The sequence below is a fragment of the Sulfurimonas sp. genome (assembly GCF_029027405.1).
Taxonomy (GTDB): domain Bacteria; phylum Campylobacterota; class Campylobacteria; order Campylobacterales; family Sulfurimonadaceae; genus Sulfurimonas.
Genome location: NZ_CP093396.1, coordinates 2,620,764 through 2,638,190, shown reverse-complemented (window position 1 = coordinate 2,638,190; position 17,427 = coordinate 2,620,764). Strand labels below are relative to the sequence as shown.

General features: G+C 32.4%; 14 protein-coding genes. 6 read left to right on the top strand and 8 right to left on the bottom strand.

Annotated elements, in window-relative coordinates; all coding sequences use genetic code 11:
* The first annotated feature begins 5 nt into the window (after nt 1-5).
* The gene (gene rdgB, locus MOV42_RS12895; RefSeq protein WP_324171584.1) at nt 6-593 is read left to right on the top strand and encodes an RdgB/HAM1 family non-canonical purine NTP pyrophosphatase; all 588 of its coding nucleotides are present in this window, start codon (nt 6-8) and stop codon (nt 591-593) included.
* A 140-nt stretch (nt 594-733) separates the two neighbouring features.
* Here the strand turns inward: rdgB and MOV42_RS12890 are convergent, their stop codons facing one another.
* The 4 genes from MOV42_RS12890 to thiI all read right to left on the bottom strand — a co-directional run bounded on the left by MOV42_RS12890 (nt 734) and on the right by thiI (nt 5,101).
* The gene (locus MOV42_RS12890) at nt 734-1,507 is read right to left on the bottom strand and encodes an undecaprenyl-diphosphate phosphatase (protein WP_324171583.1); all 774 of its coding nucleotides are present in this window, start codon (nt 1,505-1,507) and stop codon (nt 734-736) included.
* 169 nt (nt 1,508-1,676) lie between these two features.
* Nucleotides 1,677-2,495 carry a DUF4824 family protein gene (locus MOV42_RS12885; protein ID WP_324171582.1) on the bottom strand — a complete coding sequence of 273 codons (819 nt, stop codon included), beginning with the start codon at nt 2,493-2,495 and terminating at the stop codon, nt 1,677-1,679.
* Nucleotides 2,492-3,568: a DUF2157 domain-containing protein gene (locus MOV42_RS12880; protein WP_324171581.1), complete on the bottom strand. Its 1,077-nt coding sequence runs from the start codon at nt 3,566-3,568 to the stop codon at nt 2,492-2,494. Before MOV42_RS12880 ends, MOV42_RS12885 begins: the two co-directional genes overlap by 4 nt.
* A 66-nt stretch (nt 3,569-3,634) precedes the next feature.
* On the bottom strand, nt 3,635-5,101 hold the full coding sequence (gene thiI, locus MOV42_RS12875; RefSeq protein WP_324171580.1) for a tRNA uracil 4-sulfurtransferase ThiI: 1,467 nt from the start codon (nt 5,099-5,101) through the stop codon (nt 3,635-3,637).
* 174 nt (nt 5,102-5,275) lie between these two features.
* On the opposite strand from thiI, the gene MOV42_RS12870 reads away from it, so the two are divergent.
* Complete coding sequence (locus MOV42_RS12870; protein WP_324171579.1) at nt 5,276-5,923, top strand: response regulator transcription factor; 648 nt, start codon at nt 5,276-5,278, stop codon at nt 5,921-5,923.
* The gene (locus tag MOV42_RS12865) at nt 5,916-7,037 is read left to right on the top strand and encodes a HAMP domain-containing sensor histidine kinase (protein WP_324171578.1); all 1,122 of its coding nucleotides are present in this window, start codon (nt 5,916-5,918) and stop codon (nt 7,035-7,037) included. Before MOV42_RS12870 ends, MOV42_RS12865 begins: the two co-directional genes overlap by 8 nt.
* Here the strand turns inward: MOV42_RS12865 and MOV42_RS12860 are convergent.
* Together MOV42_RS12860 and MOV42_RS12855 are read right to left on the bottom strand one after the other, a co-directional pair.
* A complete protein-coding gene (locus MOV42_RS12860) occupies nt 7,029-8,798 on the bottom strand; it encodes an ABC transporter ATP-binding protein (RefSeq protein ID WP_324171577.1) in 1,770 nt (589 codons plus the stop codon). The genes MOV42_RS12865 and MOV42_RS12860 overlap by 9 nt on opposite strands.
* Nucleotides 8,799-9,836 (bottom strand): SO_0444 family Cu/Zn efflux transporter, encoded by a 1,038-nt coding sequence (locus MOV42_RS12855; protein WP_324171576.1) that lies wholly within the window; start codon nt 9,834-9,836, stop codon nt 8,799-8,801. It lies immediately after the preceding gene.
* Nucleotides 9,837-9,947: 111 nt separating this feature from the next.
* Between MOV42_RS12855 and MOV42_RS12850 the strand changes: the two genes are divergently transcribed.
* Nucleotides 9,948-11,762 (top strand): diguanylate cyclase, encoded by a 1,815-nt coding sequence (locus tag MOV42_RS12850; RefSeq protein WP_324171575.1) that lies wholly within the window; start codon nt 9,948-9,950, stop codon nt 11,760-11,762.
* A gap of 125 nt (nt 11,763-11,887) precedes the next feature.
* Here MOV42_RS12850 and gltX read toward each other — a convergent pair whose 3' ends face one another.
* Entirely contained in the window at nt 11,888-13,276 is a 1,389-nt protein-coding gene (gltX, locus tag MOV42_RS12845) for a glutamate--tRNA ligase (RefSeq protein WP_324171574.1), read from the bottom strand.
* A gap of 72 nt (nt 13,277-13,348) precedes the next feature.
* Nucleotides 13,349-13,777, bottom strand: a complete 429-nt coding sequence (locus tag MOV42_RS12840) for a MarR family winged helix-turn-helix transcriptional regulator (RefSeq protein ID WP_324171573.1) — start codon at nt 13,775-13,777, stop codon at nt 13,349-13,351.
* A 177-nt stretch (nt 13,778-13,954) separates the two neighbouring features.
* Here MOV42_RS12840 and MOV42_RS12835 point away from each other — a divergent pair, with 177 nt between their 5' ends.
* Together MOV42_RS12835 and MOV42_RS12830 are read left to right on the top strand one after the other, a co-directional pair.
* Nucleotides 13,955-16,300 carry a TolC family protein gene (locus MOV42_RS12835; protein ID WP_324171572.1) on the top strand — a complete coding sequence of 782 codons (2,346 nt, stop codon included), beginning with the start codon at nt 13,955-13,957 and terminating at the stop codon, nt 16,298-16,300.
* Between the two features lie 3 nt (nt 16,301-16,303).
* Complete coding sequence (locus tag MOV42_RS12830) at nt 16,304-17,422, top strand: efflux RND transporter periplasmic adaptor subunit (RefSeq protein ID WP_324171571.1); 1,119 nt, start codon at nt 16,304-16,306, stop codon at nt 17,420-17,422.
* The last annotated feature ends 5 nt before the right edge of the window (nt 17,423-17,427 follow it).

The window sequence follows — 17,427 nt, the reverse complement described above, 5'->3', positions numbered from 1 at the left end:
AAATATTGAAATTAGTTTTAGCTACATCTAATAAAGGTAAAGTAAGAGAAATAAAAGCATTATGTGAAGATTATGAAGTAGTTGCATATAATGAACTGATAAAAGAATTTGAAATAGTTGAAGATGGAGATACTTTCAAAGAAAACGCACTTATAAAAGCAAGAGCAGTTTTTAAAGTGCTTGGAGATGAAGAAGCAATTGTTGTAGCGGATGATAGTGGGATAAGTGTAGATATCCTTGACGGAAAGCCTGGCATCTATAGTGCAAGACATGCAGGAGTAGATGCAAATGATAAAGATAATTTGTATAAGTTGATAAATGATATAAAAATTAAAGGTGCTAAATCTTCACCTGCTCACTATACAGCAGCCATAGCGATTGTTACAAAAGGTTATGAATATTGTGTTCATGGTTGGATGTATGGTACGGCACACGCTGAGGCGAAGGGTGATGGTGGTTTTGGATATGACCCTATGTTTATTCCACTAGGATACGATAAAACTTTGGGTGAATTAGATGAAGAGATTAAAAAAAGTTTATCTCATAGAGCTAAAGCTTTAAGCCTTGCTAAAAAAATCTTACAAACTTTATAAAAATTTGCGACTTAGAGCATAAAAAGAAAACTCCAATTTTTGTAAAAAAGTATGTAAATGGGCATTATATCTGCTAATAGTTTGCATAATATCTCCTTTAACAATAATATTAAAGGAGAAATAGCAAATACTATTCCATTTTAATTAAAAACAATTAGTAATAAAATTCCAAAAAATATGCGATATATTCCAAAAGCAACAAAGGTGAATTTTTCTAAAAATTTTAAAAATAGTTTTATAGTTATGAGAGCAACTAAAAATGAAACCACAAAACCAACCACTAAAGTAATAATATTTGCATCATTAAACTCATGATAATGTTTTAATATGTCATAGGCTGTTACAGCACTCATGACAGGAAAAGCAAGTAAAAAACTAAACTCTGCACTTGCTTTTCTACTTATGTTAAGAAGTAAAGCTCCGATGATAGTAGAACCAGCTCTACTTGTTCCAGGTATAAGAGCAAATACTTGTGCTACACCAATTATCATAGCTTGTTTTGTACTTATCTTTTCTACATCAGTTATAGTTTTAGAGCTATGCTCTTTTATGAAGAATTTCTCAACTATTAAAAAAACAATGCCTCCTACTATAAACATTACAGCAACAATATTAATACTAAATAGTGCTTTTATTTGTGAAGAAAATACAAAACCAACTGCCCCAATAGGAATAAAAGCAATAAAAACTTTTGTCCATAATGAGATTTTACCAATAGTAAATTTATCTTTATAATTAAAAAAAACAGCTAAAATTGCAGCAAATTGTATGATTACCGAAAAGGCTTTTGTTACTGAAGTTTGTTCTATCCCTAAAAATTCACTAGCAACAATTAAGTGCCCTGTAGAAGAAATGGGTAAAAACTCCGTAAACCCTTCGATAATACCTAAAATTACTGAGTCATAAATATTCATATTTCTTTTTATCCTTAGGGTCAGGTGACAAATTTCAAATTTTTAATGTTGAAAGCAACTAAAGCAGAAGTTACTCCAAGTTTTTTTAGCAATACTGATTTGAGAGTATCTATCAAAGTAAGCTTTTTTCATACCAACATTTTTTAGATATTCAAGATACAGATAAATCCTAATTAATATATTTCAAAGAAGTAATCCACGGTTCAAAGCTACTTCCATATTTTACTCCTACTTTGTAGCTTGGATAGGTATTTTGTTCCTCATTATATTTGTCTATTGGTTCTACATTTTTTAAAAGATGCTTAAATTCATAAGGCAGATGAATATTTTGTATGTGAAGTTGTTGAATATAGCCATATATTATTTTCTTTTTATACTCGATATAGATTTTTACAAGTCCTTTAACTATAATGAAATTGGCTTTGTTGGTGTACTTTTGTCTTAATACATCATAGTCTAAACCTGCATCTATCGCAAAAAGTCTAGATGCTGATGTTTGTTCACGAGTAAGGCCATTTTTGGCACTTTTATAAGCTCTTTGCTTGCTCTTATCAGCATTGTATAAAGCTTCTTTTTTTGCGAATGTTTCTTCTGCTAATTTTAAAGAATTTTTATATGATTCGCCATTATATTCTAGAACTACAAAGACTTCTTTAGTTGGTTTGTTTGCATTCTTTTTAGAAGTCAAATATTTATCTGTATCGAAGCCTAACTCTTTTAGTTTAATAAGGTCTAGCCAATCATTATAATTATTATAATATGAATTGTTTACTTTATTTATATTTCTATATACAATTTTAAGAGATATGCTATTGTTCTCTTTGTCCATATAATATGGTACTTCAAGCTCTCTTTGCGTTAGTATCGCCTCAGATGTTGTGTCGCCAGATCTGTTAAGGTAGATGCCAAGAAGTACAACAATGTTAGTCAAAATCAATAATGCAAAAGCTGCTGCAAAAAGCTTAAAAGAAGGTTTTAATATTTTCATGATATTTTTTCCTGTGTATTTTTTAGCAACTCATTTCTAAATTTTTTAAGTATCATAAGTATGAAAACAGCACTTACGCCTATGATTAAAAAGAAGACATATTTTGGCATCCAATCCCACCACCAGTTGTAAAATTTTGTATAAAGAAAAATAACAAAAAAGATATTTCCCATATTTGTAACTTCTGATAAACCTTTTTTTATACCAATGAAGATGGCAAAAGCACTAAAGCCAAATCCTACAAGTTGGTAAAATCCTTCTAAGAAATCTTTGTCCATATTTATATAACTTATGGAGGAGTAGTTTGAGAGGATTAAAACAGGTAGGAAAAATAAAAACATAGAAAAATATCTATATACTACATCAAAATTTGTGTGTTTGGAATGATTTATAAAAGAGAGTAAAAATAAAATCAAAGCAACTGGAAAAAAGTTTTCAGGATGATTTGAGAAGTTAATCCAATAAGCTCCGCCCCAAACTCCAACTTTTGCTGATAAGAAAAATGAAAAGAATATGATTCCTACTCCTAAAAGTAGTCTAGCATTTAAAGCATAAGCTAGTAAAAAAGCAAATAGTGACCATACAAAAAAAGCATTTGGTGATGGTGTGATGTTAAATATTTGACCAAGCATAGATAGATTTAAAACAAATGTAGTAAAAGTAAGTAGGGCTGAAATCTTTGTATAGTAGTCTTTGTTATGTTGCTTTGATAGGTAGTAGGTAGCAAAAAGTAAAATAGTTGGAGTAAAAATAAGAATGAAAACTTGTGTACTTTCGCTAAAACTTCCCCAAAACTGTAAAAATAGAAAAAATATACTAAAAGCCAATCCAAGAGCCGCTAAAAATGAAACTATTTTCATGCCAAGACTAAGCTGTTTTTCATTTTTACTTGTATCTATGTCAAACTCTAAAGAGTAGCTAGATAAAAGGTTTTGGTGGTGTCTTTTTATCTTTTCATTTTGTTCATTAGTAAGTGCAACAACATCTGTATCTTGCAGTATTTCTAATTCGGCTTGAAATGACTTTACTTGATCTGTTCTTTGTTGAGCTGTTTGAGTTGATTTAGTTTTCATATATAAATAAATCCTATTTAACGAAATTAATTACTATATGATAGCTAATTCTTACTGAACTATTTTTTAATTCTTTGGTCTGTAAACTCTTACATTTTCACACTTGTACTCATCTCTTAAGTACTGAGCATGAAGCTGACTCATAATACCTTTTTCACAATACAGTAGATACTCTTTATCTTGTGGTAATTTTGAAAATTCTGATTTTAGTCTATGAAAAGGTATGTTGATAGTTTCACAACTTGTCTCTATCGTTTCATCTTCTGCGCGAATATCTATAACTGTATATTTTTTTTCTTTTAAGTCTTGAATAACTTCTACTGCTTTTAAGTTAGCTACATCATCTACAACATCATGAACATAGATGCTTTTAGCATCTTGGACTGCCTTATCTAAAACATCGTAGTTAAACTGTTTGGCAACTTTTTCCATTCGTTTAAAAGAGCCATGAGTGATAGGGTTTTGAGAAATAACACCACAATACTCAGGCATTGCTTCAGCGAAGTGTCTAGTTCCTATGTCGTTTGCTATAGACATAATCTCTGGTTTGTTCATAGTTGAAAGAGGGCGAAGGATTAGCATATCACTTGCTTTGTCTATTATGGCAAGGTTACGCAGAGTTTGACTAGAAACTTGAGCAACACTCTCTCCCGTTAAAAGAGCATCTATCTCCATAGACTCTGCAATGTTCCCAGATGCTTTGAGCATTAAGCGCTTAAGAGTAACTCCCATATATGAAGGTGGTGTTGAGCGAAATATCTCTTCTAAAACATCATCAAAAGGTACAGAAATAAATTTCACTTTATGAGATGAGCCAAACTTAGACCATAGATAAAGTGCGACTTGTTTTACGCCTATTTCATGAGCATTTCCGCCAAGGTTAAAAAATACAAAGTGAGTTTTTATACCGCGTTTCATAGTAAGGTAAGATGCCACAGTAGAGTCAAATCCACCCGACATTAAAGATAAAATATCTCCTTGTGTACCGATTGGAAAACCACTAAGACCTTTGTATTTTGTAGTGATGAGGTTGAGTTGGTTTTGTATGAGTTCCATACGAACCGTAATCTCTGCATTTTTAAGATCTACGGCTTTGGCACTTGAATGAGCGAGCAGATAACCACCAACAGTTTGCTCCATCTCAACTGAACTAAACTCATGTTTTCCACTGCGTTTTGCTCTCACTACAAAGGTTTTTCCTTCAAGAGAGTCTATAACAAGTTCTCCAACTTTTACTTTTATCTTATCAAGTGTATCCATATCATCAAACTGTATGGCTTCAAGTATTTGCTCTATTCCTGATGTGTCTAAAAGTCTTCGTCTTACTTCTGGTAAAACTTCAACAGGAGAAACTACTTCTATCTTGTCAGAGAACTTTCTTACTTTTATGTTTGGTGTAATTCTCTCTAAAATATTTAGTAAATTATTATAGAGTTGACCGACCATCTGGCGTTTAGCAGAGGAACCTTTAATCATAATCTCTGGAAAAAGTTTTAAGATAAATTTTTGTGTTTTACCTGATGTATTTTGCACGATATAGCCTTGTTTTATATAGATGAAAGTATAGCATATGAGAGAGTTGTTATTATAACAGTTATAATATTCTCGTATCAGATATATTCACAAAGTGGAGTGGTAGCTTAAATCTATACTATGTATAATACATTTCTAAGTGGTCAGGTTTTTTATGATTTGATATAATGCAGTATGAAAATTTTACTACTAGAAGATGACACAGTTTTAGCAGATATATTGGTTGATTTTTTGCAAGAAGAGTATGAAGTTGTTCATACTTACAGCATGAAAAAGGCTTTGAGTTTAAGTGAAAAACACACATTTGACTTGTATATTTTTGATATAAATGTTCCAGATGGCGATGGCATTTCATTGTTAAAGAATTTAAGAAGTTTTAATGATGAAACACCAACAATTTTCATAACAGCCTTTCATGATACAAAGTATTTAAAATCAGCCTTTGAATCAGGTGCAAATGACTTTATAAAAAAACCTTTTGATTTAGAAGAGTTAGCTCAACGCATAGAAAATATAAAAAGACATTTTGGACTTAGTTTTTTAGTGAAAATCGCATTAGACTTGGAGTTTGATACCCAAACTCACATATTAAATACTAAAGAGGCTGTACATCATCTAAGTTCTAAAGAAAGTGCTTGTTTGCACTACTTATATAAAAATCGTCATCGCGTTGTAAGTGTTGAAGAGATGTTGCAAAACCTTTGGGAATATGATGAAATGCCATCAGGAGATGCTGTTCGCACACTTATAAAAGAGCTTAGAAAGTATGTAGGAAAAGAACATATTTTAAATATAAGAGGGGAGGGTTATAGGTTTGAATAGCTTAGAAAAAAAATCATTTTACTCTTTTTTAGCTCTTTATCTTGGCTCGTCTTTACTTTTTGTTTTACTTTCTGGTTTTTGGTACTACTCAGCACAAAAAAATGCATTAGAAAATATGACTTATTATAAGCTTCAACATTTAGCCGATAATATTTCAAGTCTTGTGATAAATGCTCACATGACATCTACTGCTCTAAGTCTTCCAAAAATGCAAGATAACTATGAATATACTTTAATTAAATCTAGTCAAAATAAAGTTTATGAGAAAAGTTATTTTGAAAAAGATGGTTATAAAGTTTTTGTGTCTTCTGCACCACAAGAGCATCTAGGCATAGAGTATGTAGTGAGTAAAACAGATGAATTTCATAAAAGTCTAGATGCTTTGCTTATAAATGTATTACTTGCAATGTTTGTTATTTTCATAACTATTGGTTTTATATCTTTGATATTATCTAGGCTTTTTATGCGTCCAATTCATCAAAAGGTAAAAGAGATAGAAGATTTTGTGCAAGATATTTCACACGAGTTAAACACACCCATAACAGCCCTAGGAATGAGTTCAAAAAGAGCGATACAAAAAGGGGTTTATGATGAAAAGATACTTAGAAATATATCTATCTCTACAAAACAGCTTTATAGCATCTACCAATCTCTTGCATATCTTAACTTTAGTGAGGCAAAACAAGAATCAGAATTGCTCAACCTTCTTCCCGTTTTGGAGCGAAGTATAGAATATTATTCAGAGTTAACTCACGCTAAAAATATAAATATACAAACCGACTTAAATAAATCTAGTTTAACTATCGTAAACACAAAAGTAGAACTGCTTTTCTCAAACCTAATCTCAAATGCCATAAAATATTCTATGCCAGATACAAACATCAATATAGTTTTAAAAGAAGGGTTTTTTAGAATCGAAGATGAAGGTGTCGGAATAGAACAAGAAAAACTTGATGAGATTTTTGAGCTTTATAACAGAAGTTCAAACTTAGCTGGTGGTTTTGGTGTCGGACTTAGTATAGTTAAAGAGATATGTGATGAGTTCCAAATCAATATAAATGTTACTTCAGAGTTGGAAAAGGGAAGTCGTTTTGAGTTGTCTTGGTTAAACTAACTGTTTTTTCACAAACTCCATATAATGTCCTTCTTCATCTTCTAACTCTTCGTGAGTTCCTCTTTGGACAATTTTTCCGCCTTCTAGTACATAAATAATATCAGCATTTTTAACGGTGCTTAGTCTGTGAGCGATTGTTATAACTGTTTTATCTTTTAAAAGTGGAGCAATACTGGAGTGAAGTTTTGCTTCTGTGTGAACATCAAGAGCAGAAGTAGATTCATCAAAAATAACTACACTTGGATTTGCAATAATCATTCTTGCGATGCTAAGTCTTTGTCTTTGTCCTCCTGATAGTCTGATACCATGACGACCTACAATGGTGTCAAGTTTTTTTGGCATATCTTCTATCATGTCGGTTAGTTGAGCAGTTTGAAGAGCTTTATATATTTTCTTATCATCAATACTTTCATCTCCCATAGTGATGTTAAATCTAAGAGAGGAGTTAAAAAGTATGGGCATCTGAAGAACTAAAAATATCTCTTTTCTTAATGAGCGTTTGTCTAAATCTTCTGTATTGATATCATTATATTTTAAGGTACCACTATTTTTTTCATAAAAACCTGAAATAACTTGTGCCAAAGTAGTCTTTCCACTTCCACTTGCACCTATTAGAGCTATTTTACAACCAGCATTTATATTTATAGATATATCTTTTAATATTGGTTTATCGTTTGAATATGAAAAATTTAGATTGTTCAAATAGATATTTAAACTCTTGGCATCTATGTTTTTTGTTCCACTTGATTCTGTTTTTAGAGTGAGAATTTTATTTATCCTCTTTAGGGCACTCATTGCAGATGCGTAACTGTACTGCATGGTTAAAATATCTTGAACAGGAGTCATAATAAACCAAATGTATCCAAACATCGCAAACATCATACCGATGCTAAGGTCACTATACACCACTAAAATAAGTCCAGAAGCACGAATGACTTCAAACATAGTTAAAAAGATTGTATATGATAGTTTTTCATAAGCGACACTTTTGTATCCGTACTCATTCGAGGTTATTTGAACTTTTTTAGCATGAGAGATGGCATCTTTAAAGAAAGAGTCTTCTTTGTTAGATGCTTTTATCTGTCCATAAAGGTCTAGAGTCTCTCCTATGTTGTCTTGAAATTTTTCAATAGCCTCATTTTCATCTTTTTTTAGGTTCCCCACCACAGATGCCATGTTTTTACTAAGAAGCATAATGAGTGGTTGAATGATAAGAATCAAAATGCCAAGTATTGGGTCGATTATTATCATAACTATCCCAACAGCAACAAGTGTTAAAACAGAGGATACAAACTTGCTAACACTTGTTATGATGAAGTTGTCAAGTGTATTTACATCTGTTACAAGATTGGCAGTTATGGCACCTGAACCAAGAGTTTCATACTCATTCATAGATGCTACTTTTAGATGATTTAAAAGACGCTCTCTTATCATAAAGGTTACATGTTTAGAAATTTTAGTAAAAACTTTTGTGATAATCACACCAAGAAAGTAGTAGATAAACCTTAGTAATATAACCACAACAGTTACAATGGCTATGTAGTAAAATGCTGTTGTTTCACTTAAAACAAAGTTTATACTATCTACAAAGTGAGCTGGTTTGTCTAAGAGGATTTCATCTACCATCACTGGTAACATCAAAGGGATAGGGACACTCACTAAGATAGCTAAAAGAGTGATAATTTGCCCATAAATAAGAGCAGGTTTTTTTTCTAAGATGAGATTGTATATAGTTCTAAGTGTAATTTCTTGTTTTTGCATCTAAGACTTTTTAAAATATGATTTAAGAGTAAAATATATCATAAAACTCCATAAAACAATACTGCTAAGTATTTCAAAGAAAGCTACTTCTTCACTCATGTGAATCAGAGATTTAGTGTCAATAGAGTTTGAATCGAAGATAAAATCAAGCCCTAAGCCAAAAAGAACACTTCCTAGAATAATAGATCCAAGATAAATATATAAAGAAGTTGTACCAAGCATTTTTTTAACAACACCAATAGTTACGGTGTTTGTCGCTGGACCAGCACTTAAAAATACAAAAGCGGCTCCAGGGCTAACACCATTTAACATTAAAGCGGCAGCTATTGGCAGAGATGCTGTGGCACAAACATACATCGGTACAGCGATAGAGATAGCTATGAGATATGAAAGCCAATAATATTCAACCAATATATCACTTAAATTTTCTGGAATTGCTATGGTAATTAATGCTCCAACAAGAAGACCAAAAAGTAGTGCTTTTGAGATGCCGCAAAGAAGTGTTACAAAGGCATATTTTATGGCACCCATGAGTGAGAATTTTTTTTGCTTTTCTTTAGATGCACTAGAGGGTGTAGAACAACAACAGCTACGATAACTCTGATGTTTTTCTTCTGCTACAACTTCTTTATCTAAATAATTTGTTAATATTCCTGCAACCATGGCAATAACCATAGAAGTAAAAATACGATATATAGTAAATATCCAACCAAATATACCATAAGTAGCAAGGATAGAATCTACACCTGTTATGGGAGTAGAGATTAAAAAAGATAAAGTTGCACCCTTGCTAGCACCACTTTTTTTAATGCTACTTGCTATAGGGATAACACCGCAAGAACAAACAGGCAGAGGTATCCCAAATACAGTAGCTTTAATGACCGAGAGTATGCTCTCTTTACCTAGATGCTTAGTGACTATAGAATCAGGCACTATCTCATGCAAGATACCTGCAAAGACTAGACCTAAAAGAATATAGATTGCCATTGCGTTACTTAAATCATAAAGTGCTGTAAAAAATTCTATTATATATTCCATAATTTATTTTACTTCTTTAAAACTTATATCTATATATAAAATGAAAATCATTCTCATAAATTAAAGCTCTTTCAAAATATAAGATTAAATAATATATGCTATCATTTACCTATGAACATTTTTAATAATATAGATGCTTTCATTGAATTGATAACAGATTTAGCGTTTTTTAAGAATATGGATGGGGTATATACTCATTGCAATGAAGCCCATTTAAGTTTTGTCGGTAAAACAAGAGAAGAAATTATTGGCAAGACAGCCTTTGAGATATATTCAACTGAAAATGCCAATAAGATTCAAAAAGATGATTATGAGATATTAGCAACAAGAAAAACTAAAGCTTATGAAGAGACTTTCATTAATAAAGATGGAACAATTACATATTTTTACACTACAAAACAAGTTTTATATAATGATTTAGGAGATAAGATTGGACTTTTTTGTATTGAAAGAAATATTACTGCAGAAAAAGAATATCAGTTAATCTATGAAGATAATAAGCTACTCCTAGAGTATATTGCTAAGCATAACGACATATCTCAAATCCTCGATAAAATAGTAAACCTAGCAGAAGATAGAAACAAAGATACCAAGTGTTCTATCCTTTTGTTAAATGAAAGTAAAAGAAATCTCTTTAGCGGAGCTTCTCCAAGTTTACCTGATTTTTATAATGAAGCCATAAATGGTGTAGAAATTGGTGAGAAGATAGGTTCATGTGGTAGTGCAGTCTATAAAAAAGAAAGAGTTATAGTTGAGAATATTAATACGCATGAAAATTGGCAAGGATATTTAGAGTTAACTAAAAAAGCAAATCTACACGCTTGCTGGTCTGAACCTATATTTTCTTCACGAGATGAAATCCTTGGAAGCTTCGCTATGTACAGCAGTAAAGTAAAAGCCCCAAGTGATTTTGAATTAAAACTTATTAGCTCTTATGCTCATTTAGTCTCACTTGCTATTGAGAAAGAAAATCAGAATAAGGCGATAAGAGAGTCAAATAAAAAACTAAGACTAAGTGAATTTGAATCAGCTCAGCTTTTTGACAACGCCTTAGTTGGGTTAATGTATATAAGCCAGGATAGAATCATACTAAAAGCCAATCAGCATCTAGCAAATATATTTGGTTATGAAAATCCTGAAGAAATGATTGGTATTAGCACAAGAGAACTTCACTTATCCCAAAGTAAATTTTTAGAGTTTGGTAAAACTTATTTTAAAACTTTGGTGCATCGAACGAACTTGAATATAGAGTACCAACAAAAGAAGAAAGATGGTTCAACTGTATGGTGTGAACTGTCTGGTACAGCTTTAGATGAACAAACTTCTGCCGACTTAGCAAAAGGTGTTCTTTGGACAGTTAAAGATATAACTAAGAATAAAGAACTTGAACAAAAGGTAAAAGAAAGAACACAGGAGATTCAAGAAAAAAATAAACAACTTGAAGATGTAGCAACTAAGGACTATTTAACTGGTTTATACAATCGTTTAAAAATAGATGACTCTATAGATTATCAAATTAAACGCTCAAAACGCAATGAAAGTATTTTCGGTGTGATTATGCTGGACATTGATTATTTTAAATTAGTAAATGACGAACATGGACACCAAGTTGGAGATAAGATTTTATTTGAGTTTGCTAAAGTTCTTACAGATGTATTTAGAGAAACGGATATAGTAGGTAGATGGGGTGGAGAAGAGTTTCTTATTATCATAGAAGATGCAGATAAAGAAGATATTATAAATCTTGCAAATAAGATAAAAGAGACTATTGAGAGGCATGACTTTCCTGTTGTAAAACGAAAAACAGTGAGTGTAGGTGTAACAATTTATCATAAAAATGAAAATAAAAATGAGCTTATACAGAGAGTTGACAAAGCACTTTATAAAGCAAAGAACAGTGGTAGGAATCAAGTTCAGTATCTATAAGGATATTTGAACTAGTCAGTCTTGGATTGTTCAAAAACCAACTTCTATACTTCTCATTAGCTCAAGTTAAAGAAGAGGATACAATCCTTTATAAAGCTAAAAAGAAAGGAAAGAACTGAGCGCTTTTAGTTTAGTTTTGTAATTATATTTGCAATTCTTAACATAGTTTCATCTTTACCAAGAATAGCCATAACATCATCAAGCCCTGGACCACCCATTTTACCAAGTAGTGCCACGCGAAGAGGTTGTCCAATCTTTCCAAAGCCTATCTCTAGTTCACTAACAACACTCTCCATTATATGATGATAATCACTCGGAAGATGACAATTCTCACAAGTTGTTAGCTTAGTTCCAAAGGCATTTAGAATAGAGGTAGCTTCCCCTTTAAATGCTTTTTTAATAGCTTTTTCATCATAAGAAGTTGGTGTTATCAATATTTCATTTGTTAAAATTGCTAGCTCTTTAAGTGTTTTTGCTCTTTCTTTTAATGCATCTAGTAGTATCTCCTTTTTATCATGAGAAGTTAGAACTAAATCATAATTAAGAAGAAGTTCTGCTAGTTGCGTGTTTGGAGTATTTTTTATATAGTGAGAGTTTAACCAGTCAAGTTTTTCGGTATTGTAGATAGATGCTGATTTATTTATATCTTTTGGATTAAAAAGGTCTTGCATCTCCTCCATACTAAATATCTCTTGGTCACCATGACTCCAACCAAGACGGACTAAAAAGTTTAAAAGAGCTTCTGGAGTGTAGCCCATTTCTTTATAAGCCATAACATCAGTAGCCCCATCGCGTTTGCTGAGTTTTTTTCCTTTTGAATTGTGAATCATAGGCACATGATAAAACTTAGGAAGAGGAAACCCGAGTGCTTCATAAACTACTATTTGTTTAGGAGTATTTGAAAGATGGTCATCTCCACGGATAACTTCATTTATGCCCATCAAATAGTCATCAATAGCTACTACAAAGTTATAAGTAGGTGCGCCATCTGAACGAGCGATAACAAAATCATCTAGTATATCTTCGGCTTGAAAAGATACATTTCCTTTTACACCATCTTTGACTAAAATTTCACCAGTCAAAGGAGCTTTTATGCGGATAACAGGCTCTACACCCTCTGGTGGGGTACCATCAAAATCACGATACTTTCCATTGTATTTTGTACGCTCTTTTGCAGCCATTTGAGTTTCACGAAGTTCTGTGAGTTCCTCCTTTGACATGTAACATTTGTATGCTTTTCCCTCATCTAAAAGTTGTTTGATGTATTTTGTATATATCTCATCTCTTTGTGACTGGTAAGTTATCTCGCCATCATGTTTTAGACCTAACCACTCAAAAGCTTTGAGTATTGCATCTGTAGCTTCTTGTGAGTTTCTTGCTTTGTCTGTATCTTCGATGCGAAGTACGAACTCTCCGCCATTTTTCTTAGCCCAAAGGTAAGAGAATAGAGCAGTTCGTAAACCACCAATATGAAGATAACCAGTAGGAGAAGGAGCAAAACGAGTAACAACCATGAAAAAGCCTTTTATTTTAGTAATAGAAGTTTAGACAAATGTTTGTTAAAAGGGGTTAAAAGCTCAATAAAATTATCTAATTCCAGCCTTGATTTTATTTAATATTTTCAAAAGTGTTCTATATTCATTATCATCAATTAGTTCCTCAACCTTTTGATTTCCTTTGATTGCTAATGGAATTATTTGTTGTAGTAATTCTTCTCCTTTAATAGTCAAAGAAACTAATTGCTGACGCCTATCATCAGGGTTTTTTTGTTTTTTAACCACTTTTTTATTTATTAGTCTTCCAATGAGTCTGCTTGTAAGTCCTTCATCTCCAACCGTCGCTTCTGATATCTGTCTTTGTGTTAAAGAACCAAGTTTAGAGATTAGTAACAGTGTACCAAATTGATGATTGGTAACCCCAAATGCTTTCAACTCTTTTTCCAATTGACTACGCATTTCTAGGATGATTATATGGAATAGATGCCCAAGTGATTGCTCAAAATGTATTTTTTTCATACCAGAAAGTATAGCATAAATTTTAATTATTGTTATTAACAAGTGTTTAAGTATTGGTTGTATAAAATTAGTAAAATTATTATACGAAGGATAATTATGGAAATCATTAATATTAGTATCGGAATGTTACTTTCAGACAATATATACACTACACTTGTAGATTGCAAAGATTAATTTATGTTTAGAAAAATATTTACTTTACTAAAAGCTTTTTCTTACATCTTTATAGTAATTTCTTTTTCTACCGTCATTCAAGCAAAAGAGCAGATTATTGTTGGTGTTGTTATTGACGGGTACTCATCAGCTATAGAAAAAAACATTGCTCTTGTCAATAGTGAAATTCAGCTTTTAACAAGAGATGAGTTTAACATTCGTTTACCTAAAGAATATCAGCTTAGTGGCGAATGGAAACAAAAAGGTATTGAATCTGCCCTAGAAAATCTGTACCAGAACCCTAAAGTCGACATTGTATTAGTTTTAGGTTACGGCTCTGCAGTAGTCGCCGTTAATAAAAAAAGTTTTTCTAAACCTACCCTTGTATCGACCATTATTGATGAGCGTTTGTCTAATGCACCCGTCAAAGGTAATACCTCGGGCAAACATAACCTTAGCTATATCTCAATTCAGGGTAATCTTCAAAGAGAGTTAAAGGCTTTTCGTGAAGTGGTTGATTTTAAACATATAGCAATGATTAGCGATGCTTTAATGTCTGAAGTAATGCCTAACCTGCACAATAAGGGTATGAAAGTAGCATCTAAACTAGATATTAAAATCACCCCTGTAAAACACAATGGCGGTAGCATAGAGGATCTTTTTTCTAAATTTCCCAAAGAAATAGACGCAGTTATGATCGGTACTTTACCACGAATGAGCATAGAACAAAAAACAGAACTTTTAACGAAACTAATTGAACGAGGACTACCTAGTTATAGTATCGTTGATTCAGAACTTGTAGAACAGGGTGCTTTAATGACTACAATACCATCCGTTAATACTCAACAGCGTGCTCGTCGTATTGCCCTAAACTTGCAGACTTTGTTACTAGGTAATGACCTTAAAGATATGAAAATATTTATAAATGACCGACGACAATTGATTATAAATATGCAAACTGCTCATCTTTTACATATATCACCATCATTTGCAGTGATGCTTGAAGCAAAAAAAATAAATGAAAAGGAAAATGCTTCTATACATTGGAGCCTCAACAAAGTTGCAGATACAGCGCTTAGAGAAAACCTAAGCATTAAAGCTTCAAAACTAAATATAGCACTAGGAGAAGAAATAATCAATGAGAGTCAAGCAACTCTTTTACCACAACTATCTATTGGTGCGAACCATCAGTTTCGCGGGGGTTATGACTCCGATGCTATGGGAAAACAAAATGGTTCAGCCTCGCTTAGTCTAAGTCAAATACTTTATAGCGAAACAGCTTGGTCAAATTTGGATATTGAGAAATTACGACAAGAAGCACGAATTTCAGAACATAAACAGACAGAGCTTGATGTCATAGAAGATGCAACGGTCAAATTTTTAAATGTTTTAAAATCACAGACATTATTAGATGTTCAAAAAGAGAATGTAAAACTTTCTCGTATAAACTTGGAATTAGCACAGAGTAAAGCAAGGATTGGTACAGCCAGCAAGGCTGATATCTATAGATGGGAAAGTGGACTGTTTACCGCAAAGGCAGATCTCTTAGGTGCTTCATCTACTCTTAAACAAGCTAAAGAAGCACTAAATCAGATATTAAATCGTCCCCTAGATGAACCTTTTAATGTTGCTCCAGCTTTAATTGATAATCCTGTCTTAATAATGAACGATCCTGAACTCTCAGGCTTAATAGCTAATAGAGCAAGTTTTCACATCTTAAGTAAGGTGCTTATTGAACTTGGATTAAATGCATCACCTGAAATTGCCACATATATAGCAAATATTGCAACCGAGCAACGTATACTTAAAAGTGAAAATCGTAGTTATTATATGCCAAAAGCTACTTTGAATGGAGATTATTCTAGTACTTATTATGATAGTCGTAATGAAACTTTCTCTAAAGAGGGGGAAAATGATTGGAGCATAGGAATAAATCTTTCATTAGCATTATATGAAGGTGGAGCACGCTCAAGTAAGGTAAGACAATCATATCTGACGTTAAAACAACTTCAGTTGCAATTGCTAGACTCAAAAAATTCTATTGAACAAAAAATTCGTGCAAATTTGCATGCTACTCAAGTATCAAAATTGTCCATTGATTTACAGCAAGCTTCAGCAGACTCGTCAAAAAAGAATTATGAGTTAGTTTATGATGCTTATAGCAAAGGAACAGCTGGGATTATTGATCTTGTAGATGCCCAGAACTCTGGATTAACAGCTAAGTTTAATGCTGTGAATGCCACCTATCAATTTTTGATAGATTTAATGTATCTACAACGATCTATTGGTAACTTTGACTTTTTCTTGAGTGATGATGAGCGTCAATCAATTGTTCAAGAGATTAAGAAAAAAATGATTTTAGGAAAATAACTTATGTTAAAAACACTTCAGAATAAGAAAAAAAAATATTGTTTAATAATACTACCTTTAATAGTATTGTCTTTTACAGCTTGTGAAGATAAAAAAAGCTCAGAAGAAATTGTAAAAACTCTTCGTCCTGTTAAGTTTATAACAGTAGATATATCAGCAAATGGGCGTTCTCATACCTACTTTGGTACATCACAAGCTGAACATGAGGCAGACCTTAGTTTTAGAGTGAGTGGTATCATTCAAAAGATCTCCGTTAAAGTAGGTGATAAGCTTAAACGCGGGGATGCTATTGCAGGTCTTGAAAAGGTCTCATTTGAACTAGAGGTAGACAAACAACGCTCATCATTAGCACAGATGAAAGCTGATAGTAGAAAGGCAAGATCAAACTATCAACGGACTAAAGAGTTATACGAAAATAATAATATTTCTATAGAAGAGCTTGAGTCTGCTAGAACATCCGCAGAATCTGCGCGTGCTCAAGAGGCTTCTTCAAAAAAGACTTTAAAACAAAAAGAACTTGACCTGAAATATACACAATTACGAAGTAGGGAAAAGTGTTCAGTATCCGAAGTATTTAAAGAGCTTCATGAAAATGTTACAGCAGGGGAGCATATTGTTAGTGTTGCTTGTGGTAAAGTCAATGAAGTAAAGATAGCAGTTCCTGAAAACTACATCAATAGTATTAAAAAAGGCATGTTTGCTAAAGTTAAATTTAATTCAATAACTAATACTGAGTTTAGTGCCAAAGTTACAGAAGTAAGTGTTAGATCTTCAACAAGTACAACATTTCCAGTTATATTAACTCTCAATGAGAGCTATGACTCAAATATACGCTCAGGAATGGCAGCTGAAGTAACATTTATTGACAATAAAAAAGATAAAAAAAGTTCTAATATATATCTTCCTCCTATTGCAGTAGGAGAGGATGTTCAAGGGCGTTATATCTTTGTTCTTATAGCATCTAAAACTGCTGGAGAAGGCATCATTAAGAGAAAACCAGTTCGCATTGGTGAATTAACTTCATCTGGGATTGAAATACTCGAAGGAGTTCAAGCAGGAGACAAGGTTGTAACAGCAGGAATGAGCGTCATTCGCGATGACTTGATTGTCAAAATGGATTAAGAGAT

What these genes read in the sequence shown, in the direction of transcription:
- MOV42_RS12830 (WP_324171571.1), top strand. Translation starts at nt 16,304, where the DNA reads ATGTTAAAAACACTTCAGAATAAGAAAAAAAAATATTGTTTAATAATA.
- MOV42_RS12870 (WP_324171579.1), top strand. Translation starts at nt 5,276, where the DNA reads ATGAAAATTTTACTACTAGAAGATGACACAGTTTTAGCAGATATATTG.
- MOV42_RS12885 (WP_324171582.1), bottom strand. Translation starts at nt 2,495, where the DNA reads ATGAAAATATTAAAACCTTCTTTTAAGCTTTTTGCAGCAGCTTTTGCA.
- MOV42_RS12835 (WP_324171572.1), top strand. Translation starts at nt 13,955, where the DNA reads ATGTTTAGAAAAATATTTACTTTACTAAAAGCTTTTTCTTACATCTTT.
- MOV42_RS12850 (WP_324171575.1), top strand. Translation starts at nt 9,948, where the DNA reads ATGAACATTTTTAATAATATAGATGCTTTCATTGAATTGATAACAGAT.
- gltX (WP_324171574.1), bottom strand. Translation starts at nt 13,276, where the DNA reads ATGGTTGTTACTCGTTTTGCTCCTTCTCCTACTGGTTATCTTCATATT.
- MOV42_RS12860 (WP_324171577.1), bottom strand. Translation starts at nt 8,798, where the DNA reads ATGCAAAAACAAGAAATTACACTTAGAACTATATACAATCTCATCTTA.
- MOV42_RS12840 (WP_324171573.1), bottom strand. Translation starts at nt 13,777, where the DNA reads ATGAAAAAAATACATTTTGAGCAATCACTTGGGCATCTATTCCATATA.
- MOV42_RS12890 (WP_324171583.1), bottom strand. Translation starts at nt 1,507, where the DNA reads ATGAATATTTATGACTCAGTAATTTTAGGTATTATCGAAGGGTTTACG.
- MOV42_RS12880 (WP_324171581.1), bottom strand. Translation starts at nt 3,568, where the DNA reads ATGAAAACTAAATCAACTCAAACAGCTCAACAAAGAACAGATCAAGTA.
- MOV42_RS12855 (WP_324171576.1), bottom strand. Translation starts at nt 9,836, where the DNA reads ATGGAATATATAATAGAATTTTTTACAGCACTTTATGATTTAAGTAAC.